Genomic DNA, 13,842 nt, shown 5'->3' with positions numbered 1-13,842 from the left:
CCGCCCGCACTACCTGCCATGCGCCTGCGTTCATGGACAAATAACCGCCGGCCCCGATAGTTTGCCCGTCCATCGGGAGTGAAACTGCAATGGTCGACGTTCTCGCCGCACCGCAGCAAGGCAAGGCGGACAGTGCGCTGCGCACGCTCACCGGGATCTCGATCGCGCATTGGGTCAGCCATTTCCATCTGCTGGTGCTGCCGATGCTGTTTCCGTTCCTGAAGGAGAAGCTCGGCGTCGGCTATGTCGAGCTCGGCTTCTCGCTGACCACGCTCGCCGTCGTGTCGGGCCTGACGCAGGCGCCGACCGGCTACCTCGTCGACCATTTTGGCGCGCGCAAAATCCTGCTGGTCGGGCTGACGCTCGGCGGCTGCGCGCTGATCCTGCTCGGTCTGCACCTCAGCTACGCCGCGCTGATCGCCTGCGCCGTGCTGCTTGGACTCGCCAACAGCGTCTATCACCCCGCCGATTACGCGATCCTGGCCGAGCACATGGATGAAGCGCGGATGGGCCGTGCCTTCTCGGTCCACACCTTCGCGGGCTATCTCGGCGGCGCAGTGACGCCGGCGATCGTGGCGGCACTGGTCACGGTATCGGGCGGCGTCGGCGCACTGATCGCGTCCGGAGCGATCGCCATTTTGGTGGCGATGCTGCTGGTGGCCATGGGCATCCCGGAGGCCGGCGCACACAAGAAGAAACAGGGCAGCGAAAGCGCGCCGAAGCAGGCCGTGATCACGCCGGCGCTGATCACGCTGACCGCGCTGTTCATGCTGCTCAGCCTGTCGGTCGCCGGCATCAACAATTTCGGCGTGGTGGCGCTGATGAGCGGCTACGGCACGTCCTATTCGATCGCCAATGTCGCGCTGACTGCGTTTCTCGCCGCTAGCGCCGCGGGCGTGCTCGCCGGCGGCTTCCTCGCCGACCGCACCGAGCGCCACGGCTATGTCGCCGCGGCCTGCTTCGCCGTGAACGCGGCCATCGTGCTGCTGATCGCGCTGGTGACGCTGCCGGGCTGGGCCCTCACCGCCGCGATGGCAATTGCGGGCTTCCTCTCCGGCGTGATCGCGCCCTCGCGCGACATGCTGGTGCGCAATGCCGCGCCTGCGGGTGCCGCGGGGCGCGCCTTCGGCATCGTCTCCACCGGCTTCAACCTCGGTGGCATCGTCGCACCGCTGCTGTTCGGCTGGATCATGGATAGAAGCGCGCCGCACTGGGTGTTCGGTGCGTCCGTGATCTTCATGGTGGCGACTGTGGTGCTGTCGCCGTTCACGGAGCGCCGGGCGGCGAAAGCAGATTGAGCCGTTGGTATCGCCATAAATTCAATTGTCGTCCGTGCGAAGGCGAGACGGCTATGAGGCGACGATCGTCTCGGACGTGGTGACGCGGCGGCACGGCAAGCTGATTCGTGGCCCGCAGGGTTTGGCAAGCTAGCGCGGCATTACCCTCCCCTGGAGGGGGAGGGTCGGCTCACATGGAGCGCAGCGAAATGTGAGACGGGGTGGGGTGACAGTCTCTCCCCATCCAACAGTGCCCAAGTGGAGAGATCACCCCACCCCGCTCGCGCTGCGCGCGATCGACCCTCCCCCTCCAGGGGAGGGTTAGAGAGTGCCGCCACTTACGTCGGCGACACCGCGCCCTTCAGCGCCGTGCGCTGCGCCGCCGCGCCACGCGTCAGCCTGGCCTTCTCCGTATTCGGCCACAGCAGCAGCAGGCCGATGACGCCGGAGCCGATCATGACCACCGCATTGATGGTGAAGCCGGTCAGGTAGCCGTCGAGCATGCTGCCGGCGCGCTGGATCACGGTGCCCATCACGCTCGGCGCGATGATGCCTGACAGCGTGTAGAGCGCGCCGTAGATCGCGATCACTGCACCGCGCTGCGAGGCCGGGGTGAACTCGCCGAGCATCGGCGGGCAGACCACGTAGATCGCGCCGCAGAGGCCGGAGCCGAAGACGAGCAGCGCGATCTGCAGGCCGGCGCCCTCGACATGCGCCATCGCGGCGAGGATCAGGCCGCCGACGATGAGCGGCACCGAGCCGAGCACGCCGCGCGAGACCCGCGTGGTGTAACCGCGTGCCATCATCACCTGCGAGATCCAGCCGGTGAGGATGACAATGGTGGCGCCGAACACCCAGGGTAGGATCGAGATGAAGCCGGCCTGGCTCTGCGAGAAGCCGAGCCCCTTGACGATGAAGGGCGTGAACCAGGTGAGGCCGAGCGACAGCGCCCAATAGGCGCCGAAGGTCGCGATCACGCAGCCGAGGAAGGTGCGCGAGGTCAGCAGCTGCACGTACGGAATCTTCGGCTCGGTGGCGACCAGGACCTCGGTATCCTCCAGCGGGCCTTCCTTGCCGAGCGCGAGCCAGGCCGCGACCCAGATCAGGCCGACGACCCCGAGCGCGCCGAAGGCGTAGTGCCAGGAATGGTTGACGATGACCCAGTTCAGCGCCGGCACCGCCAGGATGACGCCGAAGGCCGAGCCCTGCGACAGGATCGCGGTCGGCAGCGTGCGCTTCTCGTCGGGGAACCATTTGTAGATGGCGTGCGCGGCGACCGAGAAGGCCGGGCCTTCGCCGGCGCCCAGCACGATGCGGCAGATCAACAGCGTGGTGAAGGAGACCGTGCCGACCATCGGGAACTGCGCCACCGCCCAGATCACCGCCAGTGTCAGCAGCACCCAGCGCGTCGGCACCTTGTTGACGATGAAGCCAACCACGATGGCCGAGATCGAAAACAGGAAGAAGAACGAGGACCCGAGCAGGCCGAACTGCTCGGCGCTGAGCTTCATCTCTGTCATGATCGGCACGCCGGCGAGACCGACGACGATCTTGTCCGCGAAGTTCACCACCATGAAAAGAAAGAGGAGAAATGTAACAGTCCAGGCGCCCTTTGGCGTTTTGGTGGTCTTAGCCGCCACATTCGGCGTTCCCTGAGCGCTCATCATTCTCCCCGTATGTCTTTTTCGGCACTTTTTTGATTTGGCCGTCTTGGAAGCTAACAGCGGCTTCAGGGCCAACGCAACCCCGGCATTTCCGCATCAGGTGTGCTACGCAGCAATTCCGTTCATTCCGTCCCGCGCCATCATCGTGCTGAGCATCCGAAACCTCTCAAAGACCTTCTCCTCGCCCGGCGAACCGGTCCACGTTCTGCGCGGCGTCGACCTTGACCTCGGGGCTGGCGAGCGCGTCGCGCTGACCGGTGAATCCGGCAGCGGCAAGAGCACGCTGCTGCACCTGATCGCCGGCCTCGACGCCGCCGATGGCGGTTCGATCCGGCTGGGCGACATCGAGCTCACCAAGCTTTCGGACGCGGGACGGGCCAGCCTGCGGCGAGATCGCATCGGCCTGGTTTTTCAGCAGTTCAACCTGATCCCGAGCCTCTCCGTCGCGGACAATCTCGCCTTCCAGGCGCGGATCGCCGGCCGGCATGATGCGGCCTGGACCAAAGAGCTTGTCGAGCGGCTCGGACTCGGCGGCCTGCTCAAACGTTATCCAGAGCAAATATCAGGCGGCCAGCAGCAGCGGGTCGCGATCGGCCGTGCGCTGGCGACAAAGCCCTCGCTGCTGCTGGCGGACGAGCCGACCGGCAATCTCGACGAAGCCACCGCCGAGGAGGTGCTGGCGCTGGCGCGCGACCTCGTCGCGCGCACCGGCTGCGGCTTCCTGATGGTGACGCACAGCCTGCATCTCGCTGCCACGCTCGACCGTCATCTCACGTTGCATGCGGGGCGCATTTCATGAGGCGCGCGCTCTGGGTTCTCGCCGTGCTGCTCAGCCATTGGCGGCGCCACAAGATGCAATTCGCGACGCTGCTCATCGGATTGATCGCCGCGACCGCACTGTGGAGCGGGGTGCAGGCCATCAATCAGCAGGCCCGCAATGCCTATGACCGCGCCGCAGCGACGTTCGGCGGCGTGCGCACGGCGATGCTGGTCGCTCCCAATGCGGCGACCTTTTCCCAAGAGCTGTTCGTCAAACTTCGCCGCGCCGGCTGGCCGGTGTCGCCGGTGGTAGAGGGACGTGTCCAGGTGGGCGGACATTCGGTGCGGCTGCTCGGCATCGAGCCGGTCACGCTGCCGGTTGATGTCGGCAATGCGCCGCGCCTGGGTGCCGCGGATCTCAGCAGCTTCGTTGCTCCGCCCGGCCAGACCTTGGTGGCCCGGGAGACGCTGAGAGGCTTGCAAGAAGCAGAAGGCGCGGCCCCGGCGATCAGCAGCGGCGCAAAGCTGCCCCCGCTGCGCGTCCAGCCGCAGCTCACACCCGATGTGCTCGTGGTCGATATCGGCGTGGCACAGCTTCTGCTGAGCAAGCCCGACCAGGTCTCGCGGCTGCTGATCGGCAAGCCGAGGAGCAAGCCCGCACCGCTCGCGAGCGTCGTCGGCGAGCAGTTGGAGCTGATCGAGCCGAATGCGGAGACGGAGCTCGAGCGTCTCACCGACAGTTTTCATCTCAACCTCACCGCCTTCGGCCTGCTGTCGTTCTTCGTCGGCCTGTTCATCGTCAATTCGGCCGTGGGCCTTGCCTTCGAGCAGCGGCTCCCGATGCTGCGCACCTTGCGCGCCTGCGGCGCCTCGGCGCGACTGGTCAACACGGTGCTGGTGATCGAGCTGGTTGCATTGGCGCTGGTCGCAGGCCTGATCGGGCTCGCTTGCGGCTATTTCATCGCAGCCGCCCTGCTGCCCGATGTCGCGGCCTCGCTGCGCGGGCTCTATGGCGCGCAGATCCCGGGGCAGCTCAGCCTTCGGCCCGAATGGTGGCTCGCCGGCATCGGCATCAGCGTGGCGGGCGCGCTGGTGGCGGCGGCGACCAGCCTGATCAAGGCGATCAGGATGCCGGTGCTGGCGACGGCGCAGCCGGGCGCCTGGCAGCAGCGGCAACGCCGCTGGCTGATCCTGCAGAGCTGTGCGGCCTGTGCCGTGTTCGCGGTCGCGCTGCTGCTGCTCCACTACGGGCAATCGCTGATCGCAGGGTTCGGCGTGCTCGCCGCACTGATGTTCGGCGCGGCCCTGATCCTGCCGGCATTCCTCGACATCATCCTGCTCGTCGGCCAGCGCACCGCGCGCGGACCGCGCGCGCTGTGGTTCTGGGCGGACAGCCGGCAGCAGCTCTCCGGGCTGTCGCTGGCGCTGATGGCGCTGCTGCTCGCGCTTGCCGTCAATGTCGGAGTCTCTACCATGGTGGAGACCTTCAGCCGCACCTTCATTGGCTGGCTCGACGGGCGGCTCGCGGCCGATGTCTACATCAGCGCCTCCGAAAACCCGCAAGGTACGGCGATCCGCAACTGGCTGAGGGATCGCAGCGATGTTCAGGCGATCCTCCCGGGCGGGCGCGCGGAGGCGCTGGTGCGCGGCCAGCCGGTCGAGTTGCTCGGCCTGCCCGATCACGCGCTCTATCGTGAGCGCTGGCCGCTGCTCGACAGCGCGCCGCGCGCCTGGACCCGGCTGGTGCCGGGCAATGCTGCTTTCATCAGCGAGCAATTGAGCCGCCGACTGAACGTGCAGATTGGCGACGTCGTCGAGGTGCCGGCGCCGGGCGGGAGCTGGGAGCTCGACATCGTCGGCATCTATGCCGATTACGGCAACCCCAAGGGGCAGCTCACGGTGAACGTCGCCGCATTGATCCGGCAGTTTCCGCAGACGCCGCAGACGCGGATTGGCCTGATCGTCGCGAAGGACAATATCCCCGGCCTGATCGCGGCCTTGCAGAAGCAGTTCGGGCTCGACGACCGCAGCGTTGCCGACCAGGCGACGGTGAAGGCGGAATCGATCCGTATCTTCAACCGTACCTTCGCGGTGACGTCGGCGCTGAACGCCTTCACGCTCGGCGTTGCAGGCATTGCGCTTCTTACTAGCCTGCTCACGCTGGCCAACTCGCGCCTGCCGCAGCTTGCGCCGCTGTGGGCGATCGGCCTGACGCGGCCGCGCCTTGCCGCGATCGAGCTGACCAAGACGCTCTCGGTCGCGCTGTTCACGGCACTGCTGGCCGTGCCGCTCGGACTGGTGGTCGCCTGGTGCCTCATCGCCATCGTGAACGTGAAAGCATTCGGCTGGCGGCTGCCGTTCCACCTCTTCCCGTTGCAGCTTGTGGAGCTGGTCGCGGTTGCGCTCTTCGCCTCGCTGCTGGCCGCGCTGCTGCCGATGCTGCGGCTGGCGCGGATGCAGCCGGCAAACCTCGTCAAGGTGTTTGCCAATGAGCGCTGACAAGATATCGCGGCGTGGCTTTGCGGGCGGCATCGCCGCCCTCGCGCTGGCACGTCGTGCGAGTGCGCAAGGCTATGCCGGGCTCGGCGAGACCGCCGATGGCTTCGCGAAGGTGACGCCGGGAAAGGCGTTCACCTTTCCCGGAGATCACGGACCGCATCCGGAGTTTCGTATCGAGTGGTGGTACCTCACGGCAAACCTCGTCGACGCGAGCGGCGCTCCTTGCGGCCTGCAATGGACGCTGTTCCGCCAGGCGGCGCAGCCGGGTCCGCAAGGCGAAGGCTGGGCCAATCAGCAGGTGTGGATGGCGCATGCTGCGGTGACGCGCGCCGACACCCACCGCTTCTCCGAGACGTTTTCACGCGGTGGCGTTGGGCAAGCCGGCGTGACGGCGAAGCCGTTCGATGCATGGATCGACGATTGGGAGATGAAGGGTCTCGAGCGCCCCGACGATCGCGCTTTGGCGCCGCTGTCGCTGAAGGCGTCCAGCACCGATTTCAGCTATGCGCTGACGCTGGAGGCCGACCGGCCGGTCGTTCTCCAGGGCGATCGCGGCTACAGCCGCAAGTCGGAGCGTGGCCAGGCGTCGTATTATTACAGCCAGCCGTTCTACCGCGCACGCGGTGAGCTCAGCATCGACGACAAGGCAGTCGACGTCTCGGGCCAGGCCTGGATGGACCGGGAATGGAGCAGCCAGCCGCTGGATGCCGACCAGACCGGCTGGGACTGGCTGTCGCTGCATCTGTCATCCGGCGACAAGCTGATGCTGTACCGGCTGCGGCAGAAGGACGGCAGAGACTATCCGTTCGGCAATTGGATCAGCGCCAGCGGCGAGACGCAGATGATTGCAGGCAGCGACATCCAGATGATGCCAAAGGCGACGGCGGAAGTCGCGGGACGCAAGCTGCCGGTGGAATGGCAGATTGCGATCCCCGCGCGATCATTCTCGGTGCTGTGCAAGCCGCTCAATCCGAACGCCTGGATGGGGACCGGCTTCTCGTACTGGGAGGGACCGATCCACTTTGCCGGCACGCATGACGGCGTTGGCTATCTCGAGCTGACCGGCTATTGAAGCGCGGTTTCTCTGGATTCTATTTTGACGCGTTTTCTTTACGCGAACCGGTATCCACTTCGCTCGAAAACGCTTTGGGAGAATTCGCGATGTATCATCTCACCGCCCTCGTCACGCTGCTGGCGATCGCGTTTTATTTCTTCACCGCCATCAACGTCTCGCGCTCGCGCACCAAGACCGGCGTCAAGGTTCCTGCGATGTCGGGCCATCCGGATTTCGAGCGCGCATTCCGTATCCAGATGAACACGCTGGAATGGATGCCGATCGTCCTGCCGGCACTTTGGCTGTTCGCGATCTATATCAGCGACGCCATCGCGGCGGGAATGGGCGCGATCTGGATCATCGGCCGTATCGTCTATTTCGTCGGTTATTCGCAAGCCGCGGCCAAGCGCGGCACCGGCTTCGCGATCCAGGCGCTCGCCGCCATCGCGCTGTGGGTCGGGGCGGTGGGGGCGGTGGTGTTGCGGATGGTGTGAGGGGCCGAGCTGCGGACACATACTCGGTGTCGTCCCGGACAAGCGTAAGCGCCGATCCGGGACCCATAACCACAGGAAGATGTCGTGACGCGAGCTGATCACTCCGAGTCCCCGTAACCACGCCTGCCTGTGGTTATGGGTCCCGGATCGGCGCGCGCTTGAGGCGCGCTTGTCCCGGGACGACAGCGGAATGCGTGGCGCGGCTTTGTCCTACTTCGTCAGCGGACAGCCGCTTTCCTTCGCGGTGAAGAAGGCCTTGTCGCCGGGGACGGTGGCGAGCAGCTTGTAATAGTCCCAGGGCTTCTTCGATTCCGCGGGCTTCTTGACCTCGAACAGATACATGTCGTGGACCATGCGGCCATTCTCGAGCACCTTGCCGCCTTGCGCGAAGTCGTCGTCGACCGGCAGCTCCTTCAGCTTCTTGGCGACGACATCCGGATCCTTGGTGCCGGCGGCCTTGACCGCCTTGAGATAGCTCAGCGTCGCCGAATAGGTGCCGGCGTGGATCATGCTCGGCATCCGCCCCGTGCGCTTGAGGAAGCGCTCGCCGAGATTGCGCGTCTTGTCGTTGAGATCCCAGTAATAACCCTCCGTCAGCACCAGGCCTTGCGCGGCCTGCAAGCCGAGACCGTTGACTTCGGCAAGCGTCATCAGGAGGCCGGCGAGCTTCTGGCCGCCGGAGACAATGCCGAACTCGGACGCCTGCTTGATCGAGTTGGTGGTGTCGAGGCCCGCATTGGCAAGGCCGACGATCTTCGCCTTCGAGCTCTGCGCCTGCAGCAGGAAGGAGGAGAAGTCCGAGGAGTTGAGCGGCACGCGCACCGAGCCGAGCACCTTGCCGCCATTGGCGGTGACGATCTCGCTGGTGTCCTTCTCCAGCGCGTAGCCGAAGGCGTAGTCCGCGGTGAGGAAGAACCAGGTGTCGCCGCCGGCCTTGGTCAGCGCGCCGCCAGTGCCGACGCCGAGCGCGCGGGTGTCATAGGCCCAGTGGAAGCCGTAGGGCTGACAGGCATCGCCGGTCAGGCGCGATGTCGCGGCGCCGACGACGATGTCGATCTTCTTCTTTTCCTTGGAGAGCTCGTGGATCGCGAGCGCGACCGAGGAGGTCGTCAGCTCCGTGATCATGTCGACGTTCTCGACGTCATACCAGCGCCGCGCGATCGAGCTTGCGAGGTCAGGCTTGTTCTGGTGGTCGGCAGTGACGAGCTCGATTTTCTGGCCGAGCACCTCGCCGCCGAAATCCTCGATCGCCATCTTGGCCGCTTCGACCGACCATTTGCCACCGTAATCGGCGTAGACGCCGGACTGATCGTTGAGGATACCGATCTTGACGCCTTGCGCGGAAGCGGGCGCGGCCAGTAGCAGGGCAGAGGTTGCGACAGCGGCCAAAAGGACTGATTTCATTCTTTTTAACTCCCAGCAGTCTTCTGTTGTGAAATCGCGCGGATAGTAGTGAAGAACCCAGCGTGCGCACATCCATTTCGTATTGGTCGTTAGTATGGAGGGTGGCGACCAAAATGGTGTCGTCCCGGGGCGCGCGCAGTTCGCGGGGACGACACCGTGAGTGAGGGTATGCCGGCGGTCACCATCAACACTTACGAAGCCACCGCCTCCGGCTTCTTGTCGCGCCGCCCTTCCGCCAGGTTCCGCACCACGACATAGAAGATCGGCGTGAACAGAAGGCCGAACAGGGTGACGCCGATCATGCCGAAGAACACGGCGACGCCGACGGCCTGGCGCATCTCCGAGCCCGAGCCGGTCGAGATCACCAGCGGCAAGACGCCGAGGATGAAGGCGAACGAGGTCATCAGGATCGGCCGCAGACGCAGGCGACAGGCCTCGATCACGGCCTCCAGCCGCGGCTTGCCTTCGTTTTCGATGTCGCGCGCGAACTCGACGATCAGGATCGCGTTCTTCGCCGCCAGTCCCACCAGCACGACGAAGCCGATCTGGGTCAGGATGTTGACGTCCTGGCCCATGATGCGCACGCCGATGGTGGCGGCGAGCAGGCACATCGGCACGATCAGGATCACCGCGAAGGGCAATGTCCAGCTGCCATATTGTGCGGCGAGCACGAGATAGACGAACAGCACACAGATCGGGAACACGTAGAGACCGGCGTTGCCGCCGGTGACCTGCTGATAGGACAGATCGGTCCATTCGAAGGTGAAGCCGCTCGGCAAGGTGTCGTTCGCGAGCTGCTTGATGGCATTGAGGGCGGTGGTCGAGCTGGTGCCCGGCGCCGGCTCGCCTTGCAGCTCGGACGCCGCATAGAGATTGTAGCGCGCGACGCGGTCGGGTCCCGAGACGTCCCTGAACTCGACCACGCTCCCGAGCATCACCATGTCGCCGGAAGCATTGCGCGTGCGCAGGCGCGCAAGGTCACTCGGTTCTTTTCGATACGGGAAGTCGGCCTGCGCGGTGACGTGATAGGTACGGCCGAACAGGTTGAAGTCGTTGACATAGGTCGATCCGAAATAGGTCTGGATCGTGTCGTTGATGTTGGAGATGGGCACGCCCAGCTTCTGCGCCTTGGTGCGGTCGATGTCGACGAAGAGCTGCGGCGTGTTGGCCGTGAACGGCGAGAACACCGAGGGGGCGAGCAGCGAGGGCGATTTGCGCGCGGCGGCGACAAGCTCGTCGGTGGCGGCGGCGAGCAGCTCGGGCCCGCGGCCCTGACGGTCCTGGACGCGGATGGCAAAACCGCCGCCGGTACCGATGCCGGGCACGGCCGGCGGCGGAATCACGATGACGAAGGCGCCCTGGATTGCGGACAGGCGCTTGCGCAGCTCGGCCGTGATGGCCGTGGCGGACAGGCCCTTCTTCAGCCGTACCTCCGGCTCGTCGAACACCGGAAACAGCGCCGCCGCGTTGCCGGCCTGCGTGCGGGTGGCGCCGGAGAAGCCGGCGAAGGCGGCAACGCGAACGATGCCCGGCGTATCCAGCGAGATCCGCTCGATCTCGCGCACGACCTCGGTGGTGCGCGCCAGCGATGCAGCGCCCGGCAGTTGCACGGATATGATGACGTAGCCGCGATCCTGCGCCGGGATGAAGCCCTGCGGGGTGGTCACGATCAGCCAGCCGGCGCTGCCGATCAGCACGACATAGAACAGCAGCATCACCACCGAATGGCGGATGACGAAATTGGCGAGGCCGGCATAGCCGTGCGAGAGCCGGTCGAACAGACGGTTGAACACGCCGGTGAAGGCACCCCACGCCCGCGCGATCACGTTCCATGCGGCCGGTGGCCTCTTCTCCTCGTGCGGCGTGAGGATCTGCGAGGCCAGCGCGGGCGACAGCGTCAGCGAGCAGAAGCAGGAGATCGCGGTCGCGACCGCGATGGTGACGGCGAACTGCTGGAAGAATTGCCCGGAAATCCCACCGAGGAACGCGGTCGGGACGAACACGGCACACAGCACCAGGGCAATCGAGACTAGCGCGCCGCCGACCTCCTCCATCGTCTTCAGCGCGGCATCGCGCCGACTGAGGCCGTGCTCGAGATGGCGCTCGACATTCTCGACCACGACGATGGCATCATCGACCACGATGCCGACCGCGAGCACGAGCCCGAACAGGGTCAGATTGTTGATGGAGAAGCCCAGCGCCGCCATGACCGCGAAGGTGCCGACCAGCGAGACCGGGATCGCGATGATCGGAATGATCGCGGGCCGCCATCCCTGCAGGAACACCAGCACGACGATGACCACGAGCAGCATGGCCTCGTAGATGGTCTTGATCAGCTCATGGACCGACTGCGCGATGAACTCGGTCGGGTTGTAGCCGATATTGTAGTCGAGGCCTTTCGGGAAGCTCTCCTTGAGCCTCGTCATGGTGTCGGAGATGTTCTTTGCGGTCGCGAGCGCGTTCGAGCCCGGCCGCTGCGTCACCAGCATCGCGACCGCCGACTTGCGCAGCAGGAAGCTGTTGGTGGAATAGGCCAGCGCCCCGAGCTCGATGCGGGCGACGTCGCGCAGGCGAACCACCCGGCCGTCGGCACCGGCCTTGATCAGGATGTCCTCGAACTGCTTCTGGTCCTTCAATCGCCCGGTGAAGGTGAGGTTGGGCTGGAAGGCCCGGTCGGCGATCGGCGGCTCGGCGATCTGGCCGCCGGCGATCTGCACGTTCTGGGCACGGATCGCGGCGAGCACCTCGGTCGAGGTCAGGCCGAGATTGGCGATGCGGTCGGGATCGAGCCACAGCCGCATCGAATAGTCGCGTGCGCCGAAGATCTGGATGTCGCCGACGCCGTCGATGCGCAACAGCTGGTCGCGGACCTGCAGCAGCGCGTAATTGGAGATGTAGAGCTGGTCGAACGTGTCGTCGGGCGACAGCATGAACACGACCATCAGGATGTCGGGCGAGTTCTTGCGCGTGGTGACGCCGTTGCGCTGGACCTCCTCGGGCAGGCGCGGCTGCGCGATCGCAACGCGGTTCTGCACCAGCACCTGGGCCTTGTCGAGGTCGGTGCCGAGCTTGAAGGTGACGGTGATGGTGAGCTGGCCGTTCGAGGTGGCCTGGCTGTACAGATACAGCATATCCTCGACGCCGTTGATCTCCTGCTCGATCGGCGCGGCCACCGTGTCGGACACGGTCTGCGCGGAAGCGCCGGGATATTGCGTGGTGACGACGACGGTCGGCGGCACCACTTGCGGATATTCGGAGACCGGCAGCGTCGTGTAAGCGAGTGCGCCGACGATCAGGAGCACGATCGACAGCACCATCGCCAAAATGGGCTGGTTGATGGAGAGACGGCCTAAATTCATGGCTTGGCACCGGCCGGCGCTTGCGCGGTCTGGGGAGCCACCTTGGCGCCGACGCGGGCGCGCTGGATGCCGTTGACGATGATGCGATCGTCCGGCTTCAGCCCTTCACGGATCACACGCAGGCCGTCGTCGAGCGGACCGAGCACCACGGGGCGGGCCTCGACCGTGTCGTCAGGCTTGACCACGAACACGATCTTGCGGGACTGGTCGGTCGCAACAGCAACGTCCGGAATCAGCAACGCCTCGTAAGGCGCGCTGCCGATCAGGCGGACGCGGCCGAACTGGCCGGGCAGGATCGAGAGATCCGTATTCTTGACCACCGCACGGCTGCGCAGCGTGCCGGTCGAGACGTCCAGCCGGTTGTCGAGAAAATTGACGGTGCCCTCGTGCGATGGCTTGGTCTCGCCGGCGAGAGTCACTTGCACCGGGTTCGCGGTATCGCGAGAGCTTGGCCGCCGTCCTTCGAACCACAGCTTGCTGTATTTGATAAAGGTCGCTTCATCCATGTCGAAATAGATGTAGATCGGATCCAGGGCGACGATCGACGTGAGCAGCGTCGAGGTGCCGGTGTCGCTGCCCTGCACGAGATTGCCGGGGCTGACGAGGTGGCGGCTGACGCGGCCGGTCAGCGGCGCTGCCACGTGCGTGAACTCGATGTTGAGCTTGGCAGCCTTCAGCGCGCCTTCGGCCTGCATCTCGGCGGCGTGCGCGGCCTGCAGGGCCTGGCGGCGCTGATCGACGACCTGCTCGGAGACGGCGCTGGTCTGCACCAGATTGAGACCACGATCGAGCTCGCGCTTGGCAAGCTCCACTCTCGCCCGTGCGTCGGACAACTGGCCCTCCGCCTGAGTGGCCACCGCCTCGAACGGGCGCGGGTCGATCACGTAGAGCAGGTCACCCTGGCGCACGATGGCGCCGTCCTGGAATTCGACCGAGTTGACGAAGCCGCCGACCCGCGGCCGCACCTGGACCTCTTCCACCGCCTCGAAGCGGCCGGTGAACTCGTCCCAATCGGTGACGGTGCGCTTGACGGGCTGGGCGACCGTCACTGGCGGCGCTGGCGGAGCCGCAGCCTGCGATGCCGGCTTGTCGCAGCCGGACAGGGCGAAGGCGGCGGCGAGAAGCCCGGCGATTGCGCTGACCTGAACAAAATCGTGGCTTTTGATCAACTGCCTGCTTCCGTCCGGTCCGCTCATCCCCAGGTCCTCGCATCAAAGCCGCAGAAAATGCAGGGTACGCTTCTACCTGCGGGCGCTGCAAGATGGGATGCAAAGATGAACTCTTCAAGACCAATGCGCGGGCAATGCTTCGAACGGTGCCCTGACCGGATGA

Annotated in this window: 9 protein-coding genes; 5 read left to right on the top strand and 4 right to left on the bottom strand. The window is 65.6% G+C overall.

All coding sequences use genetic code 11. The features are described 5' to 3' along the window. The first annotated feature begins 89 nt into the window (after window positions 1-89). Entirely contained in the window at window positions 90-1,298 is a 1,209-nt protein-coding gene (locus HZZ13_RS24965) for an MFS transporter (RefSeq protein WP_197962156.1), read from the top strand. Between the two features lie 317 nt (window positions 1,299-1,615). Here the strand turns inward: HZZ13_RS24965 and HZZ13_RS24960 are convergent, their stop codons facing one another. Then, window positions 1,616-2,941: an MFS transporter gene (locus HZZ13_RS24960; protein WP_197962155.1), complete on the bottom strand. Its 1,326-nt coding sequence runs from the start codon at window positions 2,939-2,941 to the stop codon at window positions 1,616-1,618. Window positions 2,942-3,086: 145 nt separating this feature from the next. Between HZZ13_RS24960 and HZZ13_RS24955 the strand changes: the two genes are divergently transcribed. From HZZ13_RS24955 to HZZ13_RS24940, 4 genes are all read left to right on the top strand, one after another. Further along, window positions 3,087-3,740 (top strand): ABC transporter ATP-binding protein, encoded by a 654-nt coding sequence (locus HZZ13_RS24955; protein WP_197962213.1) that lies wholly within the window; start codon window positions 3,087-3,089, stop codon window positions 3,738-3,740. Then, on the top strand, window positions 3,737-6,199 hold the full coding sequence (locus HZZ13_RS24950; RefSeq protein ID WP_197962154.1) for an FtsX-like permease family protein: 2,463 nt from the start codon (window positions 3,737-3,739) through the stop codon (window positions 6,197-6,199). The genes HZZ13_RS24955 and HZZ13_RS24950 overlap by 4 nt, the downstream gene beginning before the upstream one ends. Beyond that, window positions 6,189-7,271 (top strand): lipocalin-like domain-containing protein, encoded by a 1,083-nt coding sequence (locus tag HZZ13_RS24945; protein WP_197962153.1) that lies wholly within the window; start codon window positions 6,189-6,191, stop codon window positions 7,269-7,271. Before HZZ13_RS24950 ends, HZZ13_RS24945 begins: the two co-directional genes overlap by 11 nt. Before the next feature lie 89 nt (window positions 7,272-7,360). Beyond that, the gene (locus HZZ13_RS24940; RefSeq protein ID WP_197962152.1) at window positions 7,361-7,747 is read left to right on the top strand and encodes an MAPEG family protein; all 387 of its coding nucleotides are present in this window, start codon (window positions 7,361-7,363) and stop codon (window positions 7,745-7,747) included. 210 nt (window positions 7,748-7,957) lie between these two features. On the opposite strand, the gene HZZ13_RS24935 is transcribed toward HZZ13_RS24940, so the two are convergent. The 3 genes from HZZ13_RS24935 to HZZ13_RS24925 form a co-directional block, all read right to left on the bottom strand. Then, window positions 7,958-9,151, bottom strand: coding sequence for an ABC transporter substrate-binding protein (locus HZZ13_RS24935; RefSeq protein ID WP_197962151.1), 1,194 nt, complete (start codon window positions 9,149-9,151; stop codon window positions 7,958-7,960). Between the two features lie 191 nt (window positions 9,152-9,342). Beyond that, a complete protein-coding gene (locus HZZ13_RS24930; RefSeq protein WP_197962150.1) occupies window positions 9,343-12,510 on the bottom strand; it encodes an efflux RND transporter permease subunit in 3,168 nt (1,055 codons plus the stop codon). After that, window positions 12,507-13,706, bottom strand: a complete 1,200-nt coding sequence (locus HZZ13_RS24925) for an efflux RND transporter periplasmic adaptor subunit (RefSeq protein WP_197962149.1) — start codon at window positions 13,704-13,706, stop codon at window positions 12,507-12,509. Before HZZ13_RS24925 ends, HZZ13_RS24930 begins: the two co-directional genes overlap by 4 nt. Window positions 13,707-13,842: the final 136 nt, after the last annotated feature.

The sequence above is a fragment of the Bradyrhizobium agreste genome (genome assembly GCF_016031625.1).
Classification (GTDB): Bacteria; Pseudomonadota; Alphaproteobacteria; order Rhizobiales; family Xanthobacteraceae; genus Bradyrhizobium; species Bradyrhizobium agreste.
This window is presented reverse-complemented; position numbering and strand designations above follow the sequence as displayed.

Excerpts from the sequence above, each read along its gene's own strand:
- HZZ13_RS24925 (WP_197962149.1), bottom strand. The coding sequence starts at position 13,706 with ATGAGCGGACCGGACGGAAGCAGGCAGTTGATCAAAAGCCACGATTTT.
- HZZ13_RS24960 (WP_197962155.1), bottom strand. The coding sequence starts at position 2,941 with ATGAGCGCTCAGGGAACGCCGAATGTGGCGGCTAAGACCACCAAAACG.
- HZZ13_RS24930 (WP_197962150.1), bottom strand. The coding sequence starts at position 12,510 with ATGAATTTAGGCCGTCTCTCCATCAACCAGCCCATTTTGGCGATGGTG.
- HZZ13_RS24945 (WP_197962153.1), top strand. The coding sequence starts at position 6,189 with ATGAGCGCTGACAAGATATCGCGGCGTGGCTTTGCGGGCGGCATCGCC.
- HZZ13_RS24950 (WP_197962154.1), top strand. The coding sequence starts at position 3,737 with ATGAGGCGCGCGCTCTGGGTTCTCGCCGTGCTGCTCAGCCATTGGCGG.
- HZZ13_RS24935 (WP_197962151.1), bottom strand. The coding sequence starts at position 9,151 with ATGAAATCAGTCCTTTTGGCCGCTGTCGCAACCTCTGCCCTGCTACTG.
- HZZ13_RS24965 (WP_197962156.1), top strand. The coding sequence starts at position 90 with ATGGTCGACGTTCTCGCCGCACCGCAGCAAGGCAAGGCGGACAGTGCG.
- HZZ13_RS24940 (WP_197962152.1), top strand. The coding sequence starts at position 7,361 with ATGTATCATCTCACCGCCCTCGTCACGCTGCTGGCGATCGCGTTTTAT.